This window comes from Aquimarina sp. AU474, assembly GCF_900312815.1.
GTDB lineage: Bacteria > Bacteroidota > Bacteroidia > Flavobacteriales > Flavobacteriaceae > Aquimarina.
On record NZ_OMPE01000004.1, the window covers coordinates 42,887 to 59,615 of the forward strand.

Annotated in this window: 13 protein-coding genes; 8 read left to right on the top strand and 5 right to left on the bottom strand. The window is 32.6% G+C overall.

The annotated features are described in order from the left end of the window. The first annotated feature begins 6 nt into the window (after positions 1–6). From DK508_RS01500 to DK508_RS01530, 7 genes are all read left to right on the top strand, one after another. Complete coding sequence (locus DK508_RS01500) at positions 7–927, top strand: ion channel (RefSeq protein ID WP_109298975.1); 921 nt, start codon at positions 7–9, stop codon at positions 925–927. A 203-nt stretch (positions 928–1,130) separates the two neighbouring features. After that, positions 1,131–1,922: an outer membrane protein assembly factor BamD gene (locus tag DK508_RS01505; protein ID WP_109299238.1), complete on the top strand. Its 792-nt coding sequence runs from the start codon at positions 1,131–1,133 to the stop codon at positions 1,920–1,922. 14 nt (positions 1,923–1,936) lie between these two features. Next, the gene (locus DK508_RS01510) at positions 1,937–2,269 is read left to right on the top strand and encodes a DNA-directed RNA polymerase subunit omega (protein ID WP_109298976.1); all 333 of its coding nucleotides are present in this window, start codon (positions 1,937–1,939) and stop codon (positions 2,267–2,269) included. Between the two features lie 4 nt (positions 2,270–2,273). Beyond that, positions 2,274–3,482, top strand: a complete 1,209-nt coding sequence (coaBC, locus tag DK508_RS01515; protein WP_109298977.1) for a bifunctional phosphopantothenoylcysteine decarboxylase/phosphopantothenate--cysteine ligase CoaBC — start codon at positions 2,274–2,276, stop codon at positions 3,480–3,482. Then, entirely contained in the window at positions 3,479–4,366 is an 888-nt protein-coding gene (locus DK508_RS01520) for a DUF4835 family protein (RefSeq protein WP_109298978.1), read from the top strand. Before coaBC ends, DK508_RS01520 begins: the two co-directional genes overlap by 4 nt. A gap of 126 nt (positions 4,367–4,492) precedes the next feature. After that, the gene (gene recN, locus DK508_RS01525) at positions 4,493–6,145 is read left to right on the top strand and encodes a DNA repair protein RecN (RefSeq protein WP_109298979.1); all 1,653 of its coding nucleotides are present in this window, start codon (positions 4,493–4,495) and stop codon (positions 6,143–6,145) included. A 306-nt stretch (positions 6,146–6,451) separates the two neighbouring features. After that, entirely contained in the window at positions 6,452–6,946 is a 495-nt protein-coding gene (locus tag DK508_RS01530) for a CAP domain-containing protein (RefSeq protein WP_109298980.1), read from the top strand. Between the two features lie 38 nt (positions 6,947–6,984). Here the strand turns inward: DK508_RS01530 and DK508_RS01535 are convergent, their stop codons facing one another. From DK508_RS01535 to DK508_RS01545, 3 genes are read right to left on the bottom strand one after another with little or no spacing between them, the layout of a single operon-like run. Beyond that, positions 6,985–8,928, bottom strand: coding sequence for an OmpA family protein (locus DK508_RS01535; RefSeq protein WP_109298981.1), 1,944 nt, complete (start codon positions 8,926–8,928; stop codon positions 6,985–6,987). A gap of 11 nt (positions 8,929–8,939) precedes the next feature. Continuing rightward, positions 8,940–9,878, bottom strand: coding sequence for a type IX secretion system membrane protein PorP/SprF (locus DK508_RS01540; protein WP_109298982.1), 939 nt, complete (start codon positions 9,876–9,878; stop codon positions 8,940–8,942). Between the two features lie 9 nt (positions 9,879–9,887). After that, positions 9,888–13,550 carry an Ig-like domain-containing protein gene (locus DK508_RS01545; RefSeq protein WP_109298983.1) on the bottom strand — a complete coding sequence of 1,221 codons (3,663 nt, stop codon included), beginning with the start codon at positions 13,548–13,550 and terminating at the stop codon, positions 9,888–9,890. Positions 13,551–14,093: 543 nt separating this feature from the next. Between DK508_RS01545 and DK508_RS01550 the strand changes: the two genes are divergently transcribed. Then, positions 14,094–14,912, top strand: coding sequence for an enoyl-ACP reductase (locus DK508_RS01550; protein WP_109298984.1), 819 nt, complete (start codon positions 14,094–14,096; stop codon positions 14,910–14,912). Positions 14,913–15,028: 116 nt separating this feature from the next. Here DK508_RS01550 and DK508_RS01555 read toward each other — a convergent pair whose 3' ends face one another. Continuing rightward, the gene (locus tag DK508_RS01555) at positions 15,029–15,706 is read right to left on the bottom strand and encodes a LytTR family DNA-binding domain-containing protein (protein ID WP_109298985.1); all 678 of its coding nucleotides are present in this window, start codon (positions 15,704–15,706) and stop codon (positions 15,029–15,031) included. After that, the gene (locus tag DK508_RS01560; RefSeq protein ID WP_109298986.1) at positions 15,703–16,722 is read right to left on the bottom strand and encodes a sensor histidine kinase; all 1,020 of its coding nucleotides are present in this window, start codon (positions 16,720–16,722) and stop codon (positions 15,703–15,705) included. Before DK508_RS01560 ends, DK508_RS01555 begins: the two co-directional genes overlap by 4 nt. Between the last annotated feature and the right edge of the window lie 7 nt (positions 16,723–16,729).

Genomic DNA, 16,729 nt, shown 5'->3' on the forward strand with positions numbered 1-16,729 from the left:
TTATTGATGGCAAAAAAAATAAAAGATCCAGGAATCGGAAGATCTTCGAATCAATACGCCAGACGTTTTATAAACTCTGATGGATCTTTTAATATAAAACACATCAATAGATCAACATCCTTATCCGGGAGTTATGATTATTTAATTAGTATTAGTTGGGTTAAGTTTTTTTTATGGGTGTTATTTGGGTATATACTAATCAATACTCTGTTCGCTATCATATATACTTTTTTAGGGATATCGAGTATTGTAGAACCGTCAGGAAGTGTATTTAGAGATTTTTTAAATGCATTTTTCTTTTCTGCTCAAACCATAACCACTGTTGGTTATGGCGCTATGGCACCTAAAGGATTGTTGTTTGGTGTTATTTCTTCTTTTGAAGCCCTGATTGGATTATTGAGTTTTTCATTTATCACAGGATTATTATACGGTAGGTTTTCAAAACCAAGAGCTAATATTCAATTCAGTGATAGTATAGTTTTAAAAGAACATAAAGGAGTTGATTGTGTTATGTTTCGATTGATGAGTAGTAGTGCAAACGTAATGATACGACCACGTATAGAAGCTACTTTATCATTGTCTCTAGAAGATGAGAACGGAAAATATAATAATAATTTTTATAACCTTAAATTAGAACGAAATTCTATCACCTACCTACCCACCACTTGGACTGTAGTGCACCCTATAGTAGAAGCTAGTCCATTGTATGAGTTTGATAGAGGTCAATTAAATGCATTAAATGGTGAAATTTTAATACTAGTAAGTTATTATGATGAATCGTTCTCTCAAGAGGTGCATCAAGTACATTCTTATGTGCTGAAAAAAATAAAAATTGATGAGAGTTTTATTCCTGCATTTTATTATGATAAAGAAGGTTATACGATCTTGGATCATGATAAACTTGATGAAACTAAAACTACATCATGATTAATGTGTAAAGGATGTTTTGGTGTTATATCCGCTATTTCTGCAACAACCCATCAATTATATAGTTATTGAAGTAAATATAGATTAATTGATGAATTCTGTTTTGTTGATATACAAATAGAAAAACCGATTAAATTAATAGATAGACTAAAGTTTTTGTAATACAGCAGAAATATATATTTTTGCCAGATGTTTTTTTACCTATGAGAAGATTATTGTATTTACTTGTTTTTGTGTTATTCTTAGGATCGTGTAGCGAGTACCAAAAGGTACTGCGAGGAGAAGATGCTGCGGAAAAGTATAAGATGGCCGAGAATTTATATAAAGAAGAAAAGTACAAAAAAGGATTAAAGCTTTTTGAACAAGTGGTTCCCAAGTATAGAGGTAAGCCCCAGGCAGAAAGAATAATGTATTATTATGCTGACACTTATTTTCAGTTAGAAGATTATTATTTGGCAGGATATCAGTTTGAGAGATTTACAAAATCGTTCCCAAATAGCGATAAGAGAAAAGAAGCTGCTTACAAAGGAGCCAAAAGTTATTATTACTTATCTCCAAGGTATAGCCTAGATCAGACCGAAACAACTGATGCTATAGAAAAGCTTCAGGCATATATTAATGCTTATCCAGAGAGTGAGAATTTAAAAGAAGCTAATACTCTTGTAACCGAATTACGTGAGAAAAAAGAAAAGAAAGCTTACGAAATAGCTAAGCAATATCATCATAGACGAAATTACAAGGTTGCAATTTCGGCTTTTGATAATTACTTAATAGATTATCCTGGATCTATTTTTAGAGAAAGGGTATTATACTATAAATTAGAATCAGAGTATTTATTAGCTGTAGGGAGTTATGAAAGCTTGGTAAAAGAACGTTTAGAAACTGCTCAAGGTTATTATAAGACCTATAAAAAGTATTATAAAGAAGGTGAGTATACTGAGAAAGCTAATGAAATAGCTGAAGATATTAAATTAAGATTAGAACAATATAAATAGAAAACAAGTAGAAGATGGATTTGAAAAAAAGTAATGCGCCGGTAAACACAACTACTATTGATAAGAACCGTATTGATCAACCCACAGATAATATTTATGAGGCTATTTCTATAATTTCAAAGAGAGCAACTCAGATCAATACTGATATCAAAAAAGAGCTTCTAGAAAAATTAGATGAATTCGCTACTTATAATGATAGCTTAGAAGAGATTTTTGAGAATAAAGAGCAGATTGAGGTTTCTAAGTTTTATGAGAGATTACCGAAACCACATGCTTTAGCTGTACAAGAATGGTTAGAAGATAAAATCTACCACAGAAATACAAAGATAGACTCAGAATCTTTATAAGTCTATGTCGATTTTAAGCGGTAAAAAGATTTTATTGGGTGTCACCGCTGGTATTGCTGCATATAAAACAGCTGCTCTGGTGCGTTTATTTATCAAGTCTGGAGCAGAAGTAAAAGTGGTGATGACTCCGGCAGCCAAAGACTTTGTTACTCCACTTACATTATCAACTTTATCTAAAAATCCAGTACACTCTTCTTTCTTTAATGAAGAAGATGAAGATGCTGTATGGAATAATCATGTTGAGCTAGGGTTATGGGCAGATATTATGGTTGTGGCACCTGCTACAGCAAATACATTGTCCAAAATGTCTAGTGGTAGCAGTGACAATTTATTATTAGCTACATATTTATCTGCCAAATGTCCAGTGTATTTTGCTCCAGCAATGGATTTGGATATGTACAACCACCCATCAACTCACAAAACTTTTGAGAAATTAAAGGATTTTGGGAATATTATGATTCCGGCCGAATCTGGAGAATTGGCTAGCGGTTTAGTTGGGCAAGGTAGAATGGCAGAACCTTCCAATATTATTAGTTTTATAAAAAACGATATTTTAGATAAACTTCCTTTAAAGGGACAAAAAGTATTGATTACTGCAGGGCCAACTTATGAGGCAATTGACCCAGTTAGATTTATAGGAAATCACTCTAGTGGTAAGATGGGTATTGAATTAGCATTGGCTGCTGCAAATTTAGGAGCTAACGTAGATTTAATACTTGGCCCTTCATCTCTTCGTGTGGATCATGGTTTAATAAATGTGATTCATGTAATTAGTGCAGAAGATATGTTTAACGCCGTGGTTTCTATATATCATGATGTCGATATAGCCATCGCTTCTGCTGCCGTGGCAGATTATAGGCCAAAACAAGTATCTAGCCAAAAAATAAAGAAAGCAGATAGTGAGTTTTCTATTCAATTAGAAAGAACACGAGATATCCTTAAATGGATGGGTACAGAAAAGAAAAATCAATTTTTGGTTGGTTTTGCTTTAGAGACAGAAAATGAAGAAGAAAATGCTAAGGGTAAATTAAAAAAGAAAAACTTAGATTTGATTGTTCTTAATTCGCTCAACGATAAAGGAGCAGGTTTTAAAGGTGCTACAAATAAAGTAACTTTGATCAATCATAAATTAGAAATAAAAGCGTTTGAATTAAAAACGAAGACAGAAGTTGCTAAAGATGTATTCAACGAAATTAATCAACTTAAAAAATGAATAGATTCTTTCTTTTTATAATACTTGTATTTGGGACCAATGTATATGCTCAGGAGTTTAACGCTAGGGTAGCGGTCAATGCAGAGCAAACAGGTAATCCCAATCTTCAGGTGTTTAAAACGTTAGAGCGTTCATTAGCTGAGTTTATTAATAATACTACTTGGACATCCAAAGATTATCGTACAGAAGAACGTATTGATTGTAGTTTTTTTATTACTATAGTAAGTTATGATAATGATGTTTTTGCAGCTACTTTACAGGTGCAAGCTTCGAGACCAGTTTATGGCTCAAATTACGCAACTACTATTTTTAATGTAAATGATAAGCAGTTTAACTTTGATTATCTCGAATTTCAACCGCTAAACTATAACCCCAACAATTTTGAGTCAAACCTTATTTCTGTAGTGGCGTATTATTTATACACCATTCTTGGTGTGGATGCTGATACTTTTGAATTAAATAGTGGAACAAATTATTTTGAAGAGGCTAAGAACATTGTAGGAAACGCACAAAGTAGCAATACCCTTGGTTGGAATGCTCAAGATGGAACTCAATCCAGATTTAGGTTAAATGATGATTTATTATCAGGAACTTATGATGGGTATAGATCTGCTATGTATATGTATCATAGAGAGGGGTTAGATGTAATGTATAATAATGTTAAAAAAGGTAAAGAGACGATTACCAAATCAATGAAATCTCTTGAAGAAGTTCATGGTGTGCGACCTAACTCTTATATTATGAGAGTCTTTTTTGATGCCAAAGCGGATGAAATTTCTAGTATTCTTTCTGGAGGACCATCGGTTAATATTGCCCAAACTGTCCAGGTTCTTAATAAAATTGCACCTACGTATGGTGAAAACTGGAAAGATATTAAGTTCTAATAGTGTTTTATTCTAAAGTAGATAGGCGTACTATACTGTCTAAAACTTAAAAAAAATAAATACACGCAAAATCTTTTTTAAAACTAGTATCTTTACTTTTTTAAAACTTTAAAATTATTCTATCCCTTGCTTAGAGGTCTTTCGATAAAAAACTTCGCTTTAATAGAACAATTACAGGTTTCTTTTGATGCTGGCTTAGTTACCATCACCGGAGAAACTGGAGCAGGTAAATCACTTCTGTTAGGTGCCCTTGGATTGTTGCTCGGAAAACGAGCAGATCTTAGTAGCGTTAAAGATAATTCTCAAAAATGTATAATCGAAGGAGTTTTTAGGATCGATAAATACAATCTGATTTCATTTTTTGAAGAAGAAGAACTTGATTATGAAGATGAGACTATCATTAGACGAGAAATTTTGCCCTCGGGTAAATCTAGAGCTTTTATCAATGATACACCCGTTACATTGCAGTCACTTGCATCCCTTGGTGTAAAGTTAATAGATATTCATAGCCAACATCAAACCTTAGAAGTAACTACTAACGATTTTCAATTTGAAGTCCTGGATGCATTGGCAGGAGCAGATCGAGAAATAAAGTCGTATAAAAGAGGGTTGCAGTTATTAAAAGAAAAGGAAAAAGAAGTAAATCTACTTATAGTAAATCAAGAAACGTTTACAAAAGAATACGAATACAATTCTTTTCTGTTTAATGAGTTAGAAGAAGCCAAATTAAAACCAGGAGAATTAGAAGAAATTGAAGAACGTTATGAACGACTTAATAATATAGAAGAAATTCAGGAGCGTTTATCAAGTTCAATTTCTATTGTTTCTTCTGAAGAGGTAGGAATATCTGATCAACTTAATACAATCAAAGGAAATCTTTCTAAAATAGCTTCTTATTCTGGTGGATTAAAAGAGATTTCAGATAGAATTCAAAGCCTTTATATAGAATTAGATGATATACAGTTGTCATTAGTTAATGAGTTAGAGAAATTAGAAGCCGATCCTCAACAATTGGAAGAAACAGGACAAAGACTGCAATTATTACATCATCTTCAGGTCAAGCATAATGTATCTGGTATTGAGGAGCTCATGGTACTAAAAGAAGAACTTCAAGAAAAAGTTTCTAAAACAGAATCTCTTTCCGAGGATATAGAAAAACTACAAAACGAAATTACTACTATTAAGGTTCAATTAGATGAGCTAGCCTCGACGATTCATGAAAAGAGAAATAAAGCGCTACCGATATTGGTAGAGGAGCTGGAGAGTATTCTTAAGGGACTTGGTATGCCTAATGCTACTTTTAAGGCGTCTTTAGAATTACAAGAAAGTTATTTTTCTAATGGTAAAGAGGTACTAGAGTTTTTATTTTCAGCAAATAAAGGAGGTAGCTTTGGGTTGTTAAAGAAAGTAGCTTCGGGAGGAGAGTTGTCTAGAATTATGCTAGCTATAAAAACTATTCTTTCTCGATACGCTAATTTACCTACTATTATTTTTGATGAGATTGATACTGGTGTGTCTGGAGAAATAGCACATAAAATGGCAGATTTAATGTTTAGTATGAGTGAGAATTTACAAGTTTTTAGTATTACACATCTACCCCAGATTGCCGCCAAAGGTCAAAGTCATTATAAAGTATATAAAGAAGATCTTAATAACACCACAATAACACAGCTTAAATTATTAAATAAAGAAGAACGAATAAAAGAAATAGCCGAAATGATCGGCGGTAAAGATATTTCGGATTCGGCACTCACCCATGCTAAGGCATTGATTCAGTAATTTTTTTGGTTGCAACTTTTTTGAAAACCATCCTTCTCTTCAATTATTGAAAACGATAATGTTCTTCTTTTTGTATTATATCACCTCATTTTTTTATTCTAGATACTTATTTTAAGCCAAATATGAGTACTATGCTATGTAATCTGAACAAGCTTTTTTACTTGTAAACCGTAATTTTAATCGATTATATACATAATAAATCGATGAATAACATGTTTTTTATCGATTTTAACACCCGAGTCATATTTTGTTTACTTTTATTTTGTAGTTTGCGCAAGTAGCCCCCAAAGTCTACGCCCCCAAATTATGAAATCACTTATTAAAGTAACCTACTTTGCTTGTATGGCAGTGGTATTGTTTTCTTGCTCCACAGATACGGTTGAAGATGAATTGAGTCCTGTTGCTAGCGAGTTCGTTGTTCCTGATGTAAAATCTATCGAAATTGAAATTTTAGAACGTATTAATGTATATAGAGCATCTAAAGGTTTGGATGCCTTAAATACATTGGATATTGTAAAATCACAAGCTTATAGTCATACCGATTATATGATCAAAAATAATAAGATATCACATGATTATTTTCATACTCGTAGATCATATCTTATTTCGAATGCTGGGGCGAACTCGGTTGCAGAAAATGTAGGATATGGATATTCTTCTGCAAAATCTGTTGTGAATGCTTGGATAAAAAGTGATGGCCATAGAGAAACAATGGAAGGTGATTTTACTGATTTTGATATCTCTGTAGAACAAAATGAAGATGGTGTACGCTACTTCACAAATATCTTTATCAAGAGATAATTTATGTATTCTTACTGTTAAGTTTAGAGATTCTTAGTTTAATCATTAAGTATCAAAAAAGCGGATCTTCTGTTTTCTTCATGATCCTTTTCTGTACAACGTGTTGAATAACCTTTTCCGCATTTATTCAATAATTGTGATTCGCCATAACCAATATAGCTAGGAATTCGATCTTCACTAATTCCTCGAGACAAAATATAATTTCTGGTAGATGTTGCTCTTCTTTGTGATAGTTTTAGATTATACGAATTACTACCACGGCTATCAGTATGAGATTCAATTTTTATAATCATCTTAGGATTATCTTTCATCACATTTACAATATTCTCTAATTCGTATGCGGCATCTGTACGTATTTCAGATTTATCAAAATCGAAGAAAATAGGATTGATAACGATTTCTTTATCTATAATTAAAGGTGTTAAAAACAGGTCTAATTTGATTTCTTCTTTATTAATTGTGGTGGTTGTAAATTCTTTAGAGTCGGGTTTGTAATTTACTTTAGTGCCAAGAATAGAAAAGGTTTTTCCGCATGGGATATCTTCAAAAATATAGTTCCCTTCTTTATTCGATTGCGTGGTATTAATAATTTTACCCGTTTGATCAATAATTTGCACAGTCACATCACCTAGTGGTTCCGAGGTTTGTTTATCATAGGTTGCACCAGTTAAAACTTGTTTGCATTGGTAGCTGTCAAAAGTATAAATGTCATCACTTCCTTTTCCCCCAGGCCTATTAGATGAAAAATATCCAGAATTACCAATTGGGTTAGAAAAAAAAGCAAAATCGTCATAACCACTATTATACGGTGCTCCAATATTCTTAATTTCGATATCTTCATCTACTTCTTTTTTTAGGATATCAGACATATAAATATCTAGTAATCCTAAGTTGATATGACTGTCTGAAGAGAAGTACAATGTAGAATCTTTGGCGACAAAAGGAAACACTTCTCGACCCACTGTATTGATTCTATCTCCTAGATTTTTTACTGGGCCAAAAGAACCATCCTCATGAATAGCTACTTTATATAGATCTGATTGCCCATAACCACCCTCTCTATCTGATACAAAATATAGTGTTTTTTCATCAGGACTTAATGCAGGATGACCGGTAGAGAATGTTTTACCATTAAAGGGTAATTCTTGAATGTTTGTCCATTGGTAATTTTTAAATTGTGCTCGATACAATTTTAAATTAGAGTTACCTTCTTTGTCATAAGACGTTCTCTTTCTCTTATTGGTATTGTTTCTAGTGAAATATAATGTCTTCCCATCATTGGTAAGAACTAAAGCCCCTTCGTGCTCATTCTTTAAATTTATGATGTCAGAAGAAAGAGGAGCAATTGTGCTAACGGCTACTATAGAGTCAATTCTTTCAATATTGGCTTGATAAATATTTAAATAAGGTTCTCCGTTCCATTTATAGATTTTTTGCTTCTTGTAAATACTATCATTTGATCTAGACGAAGAAAAATATAATTTTTCTTTTCGTTGAAATCCACCAAAATCAGAATACGTACTATTCGAACTTAAATTTATTACACGAACATGAATGTCTTTCGGAGTAGATAATTCTTGAAACTTGGCTAAGCTTACATTCTCAAAAATTTTAGAACGTCGATTGTTTTTTTGATGCTTTTTAAGTACCTCGAGCCATTGGTTTGCTTCATCATAATGCCCTAAACTTCGAGAAGTTTGTATGTATTTGTATATATACTCAGGTGAAATATTTTTATACCTGTTTACTGCTTTTTTGTACCAAAAATAGGCTTGTTCAGAATTAGAATTGTTATAATAACAATCTCCGATTCTAGATAAAATATGTAGGGTACTATCCTCTTTCTTTAGAGCTTCTTGATATAATTCTTGAGCTTTTAAGTATGCAAAATCTTTGAAATATTTGTCGGCTACCTTTGATTTTTGAGAATAACCAAAAGTGCCAATCAATAAAATCAATATTAAAAGTATGTAGTTTTTCATATGGACAAAGATTAAAAGTACCTTGGGGATCTAACTCGTCGTTCATTAAACAATTCGAACATTAGTAAGATTTCGTGAGTGCCTCCTACGAAGGGTCTTAAATCTGAAACAAAATGCTCATAGGCGTAACCTACTCTAAATTGCTTTGTTACCTGAAAATCAGCCAAAGCTCCAATTGATGCAGTATCTTTATTGTATCTATAAGAGCCTCCAAGCCATAACTTGTCATAAAAAAGAACATTAGCATTTAAATCCATAGAAAGAGGTGCGCCATTAGTTGCTTTAAATAAGGCAGAAGGTTTAAGTTTAATATTTGTACTAAGGTCAAAAACATATCCTCCTGTAAAATAATAACTCACACGTTCTAGAGCGATATATTCAACAGAGGAGGTTTCTGAAGTACGATTATTATCTGTATTGAGTATTCTAGGTGCCGATAGTCCTAGATACCATCTATTCGAATTTAAATATAAACCAGCACCAATATTTGGGTTTAATCGGTTTTCATAATTACCAAAAAATGGATCTTCGGTTACAGCAGGATCATTCAATAATTCTTGATCAAGATTGTAGTGTGTAAAACCTCCTTTAAATCCAAAAGCTAATTTTGTGTCTTCAGAAACTTTAATCGAATAAGAAAAGTCGCCATAAACATATACGTAATTCTCGAAGCCTGGAGCATCACGAATCACTGATAAGCCCAGACCTATTTTTTCATTGCGTAAAGGAGAATGAATAGACAAAGTTTGAGTTTCTGGCCCTCCTTGTATCTCCGTCCATTGATTTCTATGTAACCCAACGAGACTTAACGTTTCTCTACTACCAGCATAGGCAGGATTAATGGATATGGTGTTAAACATATACTGCGTAAACTGTGGTAGCTGCTGCGTATATCCAATCGCACATATACAGAGTATTATTAGCAGAGTAATTTTATTTTTCGCCCCCATCAATTTTGTTTATTTAGTTCCTATATATAAAGCACTACTAATTGGCTCTAACCCACTATTATTTAGGGTTACAATGGCATAATATGTACCACTAGGAATTTGATTCGCAGATCCCAATGATGATCGGTTTGCTGTACCATTCCAATCATTTTGATAATCATTTGATTTATATATAATCGCTCCCCAACGATTTAAAATTTTCACATCAATAATATATCCGCAATCTTCTACACCATTAACAACAAAATATTCGTTAAAGGAATCTCCATTTGGAGTAATTACTTTTGAGATTTTCACATCACCATCGCCGCCACAAGTAAATACAGCACACCTGTTATGAACTTCAATTGAAGCTTCTAGATAAATGGGACAGACTAAATCATCAATGGTGTAGCTAAAAGTGATTGTTTCAGAATCATCTTCATTTATAAGTTCTATCGAAAGCGGGTCGAAGAAGTTGTTATCTACAACTACAGCATTTCCAGATACTACTTCCCATATTCCATTAGTATTAAAATCTCCTTCTAATAAATTAAACAAGTCAAAAACTTGAGATTCTATTTCATCAACGGCACATAAGCTTGTGTCATTAGTGGCTATCGAATTATTTTCAATATTTATTCTGGCATTTAGTATTGATACATTACCACAATCATCGGTTATTGTGTACTCTACAAGTAGTGCTCCGTCAACAATATTATTAAAATCATAATCAGAATCAACTGTAGACGAAGAACTCGAATTACAATTATCAGATGCACATATCTCTAAAGCAATTACATTATTAGTATTCCATTGATCAGCGATTTCTTCAGAATTAGAAACAGAGCAAGTCAATGTCAAATCTTCGATTTCACAATTAGTTAAGTCAGGAGGAGTAGTGTCTATTAAAGTAAGTGTGACGGTTACTGTTGTCGTTGCACTGTCATTAGTTATGGTATATGTCACTTCGATGCTTCCGCTTTCTCCACAGGTGCTTACTAAATTATCAAAATTGTAATTAGATGTTATTAGACTAGTGTAATCGTTACCGCAAATATCGGTTACACAAGATTCTAATTGAGAGATGTTATCGGCATTCCAGATATCGGCTATCGTTTCGTTATTATCTCCATCACATTCTATTGTTTCATCTGTTACATTACAATTTGTAAGATCTGGAGGAGTGAAATTTGAAATTGTAAAGTATACAGTTGCTTGATCACATGCACTGGGAGAGTTATCGTCACAAACGGTATATACAAAACTATCTGTACCAATAAATCCTGGATTTGATGTATATGTAAATGTACCGTTCGTGTTTAACAAAAGCGTTCCGTTTTGAGTAGTTACAGTAGGTGTTGTATCTACAGTTTGGATATCTCCTTCGGGATCAAAATCGTTGTCTAGTACATTGCCAGTAATGTTGTCGCAGGCTATAAAATATGCATCATCATTGGCAAAGGTGTTGTTGCCTTGATTGCTAATTACCGTAATAGTTACAATAGCAGTGTCGCATAATATAGGGTTACCATCATCACATATAGTATACTCAAAAGAATCTTCTCCTGTAAATCCGATAGGAGGGGTGTAGGTAAATAATCCTGTAATATGATCTATATTTACGATAACACCTTCAATAGTGGTTACAGTAGTTGTGGTGACTACAATTGTATCTCCATCAGGATCAAAATCATTAATGAGAACATTACCATTTACTGGTGTATCTATTTCTGTAATAGCAGTATCAGGATTCGCTACAGGTGGATTGTTTTCAGGATTTCTAATAGGGAGTACTTCTATATATACAGTAGCAGTGTCACAGGCAACAGGATTACCATTGTCGCATATAGTATATTCAAAAGTATCCTCACCGACAAATCCGCTAGGTGGTGTGTAGGTATATACTCCAGTATTGGGATCAATAGTAACGAGAACTCCTTGAGTTGTTGTTACGGTAAGAGTAGTTACTGTTTGCGTATCTCCTTCAAGATCTTCATCGTTCGTTAATACATTACCAGAAACAGGAGTGTCAATAAAAGTATTATTGATATCAATTATAGCAAGAGTACAGTTGGATAAAATCTCTGTCGTTATTGTTGAAGTACAATTATTTGCATCACGTATGGTTATGGTATGACCTCCAGAGGCAATGTTGGTAAAGATATCATTATTTTGATATGTAACTCCATTGTCAATTGAGTACGAATAAGGTGGAGTGCCACCGGTACCAGCAACAGCTATAGTTCCGGTGCCTTCGCATATAATATCTGTTGTTGAGGTAATTATTACTGAAACCTTATCATCGGGTTGTGTAATTATATTTGATCTTTGAATCGAGCAGTTGTTAGAATCGGTAATGGTAACAGAATAAGTTCCCGCTATTAGATCATTTAGATCTTCAGATAAAGCTCCATTACTCCAAGTATATGTGTATGGGGGTGTTCCATTACTTACGGTTAAATCGATAGCTCCAGTTGCTTCTCCGTTGCAGGATACATTAGTAACAGTAGTAACTGCATCGAGATCACAATTTATAATTGTAATAGTGACTATTGCAGTATCACATGCTATAGGGTTACCATTATCACATACAGTATATTCAAAAGTATCTATACCTGTAAATCCGCTTGGTGGAGTATAAGTATATATGCCGGTATTAGGGTTAATAGTAACTAGAATCCCTTGATTGGTTGTAATACTAGTCGTTGTTACCGTTTGTATATCGCCTTCAAGGTCTTCATCATTGGTTAATACATTACCAGAAACAGGAGTATCAATAAGAGTAGTATTCGTATCATCAACTGCCATTGTGCAATTGGATAAAATTGTAGTAGTTACGGTCGAAGTACAATTATTTTTATCACGTATAATTACGGTATGATCTCCTTGAGAAAGATTGGTGAAGGTATCATCGTTTTGATATGTAGCTCCATTATTAATAGAATACGAATAAGGAGGTGTTCCACCAGTGCCGCTAACTATTATTGTACCTAAATCATTACATATAATATCGTCTTTTGAGGATATTGTTATAGAAACCTTGTTGGTAGGTTGAGTGATTGTATTTGATTGTTGAATCGAGCAATTATTAGAATCGGTAATGGTTACAGAATATGTTCCGACAGCTAGATTGTTTATATCCTCAGAAGTTGCGCCATTACTCCATGCAAATGTGTATGGAGGTGTACCTTCACTTACTGTTACATCTATAGCCCCTGTAGTCTCTCCATGACATAAAATATTTGTAGCCGTATTACTAGCTTTAAGATTACAATTGGCAAGACATTGAATAGTAACACTTCTTGTTATTTGAGCTCCATTGGCATCGGTAACTGTTACGCTATGGGTTTCGCTTGTAAGGCCAGTAGCAGTAATAGTAGTTTGATTTCGAGCAGATGCACTCCATTGATACGTATATCCTCCAGCACCTCCTGATGCAACAGCTTCAGCAATACCATCACAACATATTCCCGTTGTAGTGGCATCCTGTACTTTGATTATAGTAAGGCTTAAAGGATTTGTAAAGTTAGAACGTTCATCAAACTTGGTGGTATTTCCAATAATCGATGAGGTATTTTCTAGTCTATAAATACTATCTCCATAAAGAAATGAAGAAGAAGAAAATAATATAAAAATATAAATAAGCAAAATGTCCCTCTTACGAAAGAGGAGTAAAGTAATAATTTTCATAGGCCCCCGTTTTTTTGATTTTCTTAAAAGAAAATCCCCAAATTTTTTATTATCTAAAGATTTGTTATCCTACTCTTTAGACACAAGAAATATAATTAAGTCACACTTTTTTGCATGAAACATTTTTTTAATTAATTGCACAGAAAATAATTCCATACTTAATCAATACATTACTTTAATGTAATATATTATACTTTCTATAGGGGGGACTATATATTTTGGGGAAGTTTATATAGAGAAACTTTTAAACGAATAATTAAAAATTATACTCGCCATAAGTATGATGTAAATATAAGGATAAAATTGAATTAATTTTCAAAAAAAGTAATCACTTTTTAAGTTTAATTATTTTTTTCATGGAATTTGTATCACCTCTTAACTTACTAATTTTATAGGAGCATTTTAATAGTTTTAAGTTGCTAAATTTTAGTCGTTTTTTTTGATGTACATAAAACATTGCTAAAATCTGATTCCATTTGTTGTGATATTGGTCGTTTTGTTATCTTTACCCTCTGTATAAACATACTTTAATTTACATACTAAATGTCACACAACTTATTAAAAGGTAAAAGAGGGATTATTTTTGGAGCTCTTGATGAGAGTTCAATCGCCTGGAAAACTGCAGAACGTGTCTTTGAAGAAGGCGGAAGCTTTGTACTTACAAATGCTCCTGTAGCCATGAGAATGGGTGCTATTAATACTCTTGCAGAGAAAACTAATTCTCAGGTTATACCTGCAGATGCTACGTCATTAGAAGACTTAGAAAACCTTGTAGAGAAATCTATGGAGATTTTAGGAGGTAAAATAGATTTTGTTTTACACTCTATAGGTATGTCAGTAAATGTTAGAAAAGGCCGTCATTATACTGATCTTAATTATAGTTTTAGTGAAAAGGGTTGGGATGTTTCTGCACTTTCTTTTCATAAAACAATGCAAACATTATATAAAAAAGACGCCATGACCGAATGGGGGAGTATCGTTGCATTGACGTATATGGCTGCTCAAAGAGTATTTCCCGATTATAATGATATGGCTGATAATAAGGCATACTTAGAATCTATAGGGCGTAGCTTCGGGTATTTCTTTGGTAGAGATAAAAAAGTTAGAGTAAATACAATTTCGCAATCTCCTACACCTACTACAGCAGGAAAAGGAGTTAAAGGATTTGATGGGTTTATAGAATATGCCGATAAGATGTCTCCTTTAGGTAATGCAACAGCAGGTGAGTGTGCGGATTACACGATAACATTGTTTTCTGATCTAACAAAGAAAGTTACGTTACAAAACTTATATCATGATGGTGGTTTCTCTAATATGGGAGTAAGTCAATTAGTGATGGATAAGTTTATGGATGAAGAATAATATTTTTTTATAAGTATATATAAAAAACCTTAGTCTTTGAGATTAAGGTTTTTTGTTTTTAAAAAGATAGGTAAAGTACTAATAGGATTAAGTTTTAGTTTTTACGAATACCATATTCAGTTTTTTAAAACCGCAATAAATTTTTCTTTGTATGTTTTACCAATAGGAATAATAGTATTCTCTATAAAAACTTGATTCCCTGATACCTTTTCTATCTTATCTAAATTCACAATGTACGATCTATGAGTACGAATAAAATTGAATTCTGATAGTTTTTCTTCCCAATTTTGTAAACTGTCCAAAATAAGAATTTGTTTATCTACAGTAACTACTTTTACATAATCAATTTCGGCTTTAAGAAATAAAATATCTTCTATCGTTGTTTTGTAAATTGTTTTATCTGCATATAAAAATAGTTGCTCATTTTTATCCTTTTTTAAGGTAAGAGTTTGTTCTCTAATTCGCATAATTGCTTTGTAAAAACGTTCATAAGAATAAGGTTTAACCAAATAATCAATTACAGCTTCTTCAAAGGCTTCGATTGCATATCCAGGAAAAGCAGAAGTAACAATCACTTTAGGAGGTTGATGTAATGTTTTTAAAAATGATAATCCGTTTAATTCGGGTAATTGTATGTCCAAAAACAAAAGATCTATTTTTTGCAACTGTGATGGTGGTACATCCAAACCACTTTCATAAACTCCTAATAAATTTATGAAAGGAGTTTTATCTATATAACCTTGCAAAATTTCAACGGCCGAAGCTTCGTCTTCTAAAATTATACATTGTATCATAATTGAATTTCTAAGGTTACTGTAAAGTGATTTTTATTCTTTTCAATTTGTAATTGATGTTTTTTAGGGTATAATAGAGTTAATCGTTCCTTGGTGTTTTTGAGTCCAATACCACTTTCTTTCCATTCTGTATCTATTGTTTGTTTTGCCCTTTCTTCAAAAGGATTTTGACAAAAGAAATACAGGGTGTGATTGTGCACCTTGATGTCAATCTTAATAATGTGATTTTGTCCTTTTATGATACTCGAATATTTAAAAGCATTTTCTACAAAACCTATAAGTAAAAGAGGAGCTATTTTTTGTTTGTCATCATCAATAGATCGAGAAAAATCGACCATTATTTTATTTGATAAACGTTCTTCTTGCAAATTGATGTAATCGTTAAGATGCTGTAGTTCTTGATCTAAGGAGACAAATTCTTTTTGTCCTTCGTGTAATACATATCTAAACGTGTTTGAAAGTTTAAGTATTAGATTAGGAGTTTTGTCATCTTTCTTTAATGCGTTAGCATAGATGGTGTTTAATGTGTTAAATAGGAAATGAGGATTAACTTTTGCTTTTAGTATATTTATTTCGGCCTGTTGCTTTTCTTGTGTTAACCGATCTATTTCAACTTGTTTTTTATATACGTTTTTTACTGAGTAGACGGTAAAAAAAATAACTCCAAAGCTAAGGTATGTAAGTGAATTAGCTATGAAATGTATCCAGAAATGAGTTTCGCCTTTATGAAAGAAACGATCAAAATATTCATAAGTGATTACATTTAGTATGAAAACAAGTATTACCAAAGGAATATGCCTGATTTTACTTTTCTTTGGAAAGAACCATAGATATAAAAAGTAGGAAATTGTCATTTTAAACAACAGAGAATTTAGTTCATGCCAGAAAGACATCATGTAGCCTCCTTCTTTTTCTAGGTATTTAATATAGGGGTAAGCCAATACTATTGCCCAAAGTAATACATGAAAATAGATTTCTGCTTTTAGAAATTTTTGATAAATATTTTTACTTTCCATTAATAAG

Excerpts from the sequence above, each read along its gene's own strand:
- DK508_RS01500 (WP_109298975.1), top strand. The coding sequence starts at position 7 with ATGGCAAAAAAAATAAAAGATCCAGGAATCGGAAGATCTTCGAATCAA.
- DK508_RS01505 (WP_109299238.1), top strand. The coding sequence starts at position 1,131 with ATGAGAAGATTATTGTATTTACTTGTTTTTGTGTTATTCTTAGGATCG.
- DK508_RS01510 (WP_109298976.1), top strand. The coding sequence starts at position 1,937 with ATGGATTTGAAAAAAAGTAATGCGCCGGTAAACACAACTACTATTGAT.
- coaBC (WP_109298977.1), top strand. The coding sequence starts at position 2,274 with ATGTCGATTTTAAGCGGTAAAAAGATTTTATTGGGTGTCACCGCTGGT.
- DK508_RS01520 (WP_109298978.1), top strand. The coding sequence starts at position 3,479 with ATGAATAGATTCTTTCTTTTTATAATACTTGTATTTGGGACCAATGTA.
- DK508_RS01530 (WP_109298980.1), top strand. The coding sequence starts at position 6,452 with ATGAAATCACTTATTAAAGTAACCTACTTTGCTTGTATGGCAGTGGTA.
- DK508_RS01535 (WP_109298981.1), bottom strand. The coding sequence starts at position 8,928 with ATGAAAAACTACATACTTTTAATATTGATTTTATTGATTGGCACTTTT.
- DK508_RS01540 (WP_109298982.1), bottom strand. The coding sequence starts at position 9,878 with ATGGGGGCGAAAAATAAAATTACTCTGCTAATAATACTCTGTATATGT.
- DK508_RS01545 (WP_109298983.1), bottom strand. The coding sequence starts at position 13,550 with ATGAAAATTATTACTTTACTCCTCTTTCGTAAGAGGGACATTTTGCTT.
- DK508_RS01550 (WP_109298984.1), top strand. The coding sequence starts at position 14,094 with ATGTCACACAACTTATTAAAAGGTAAAAGAGGGATTATTTTTGGAGCT.
- DK508_RS01555 (WP_109298985.1), bottom strand. The coding sequence starts at position 15,706 with ATGATACAATGTATAATTTTAGAAGACGAAGCTTCGGCCGTTGAAATT.
- DK508_RS01560 (WP_109298986.1), bottom strand. The coding sequence starts at position 16,722 with ATGGAAAGTAAAAATATTTATCAAAAATTTCTAAAAGCAGAAATCTAT.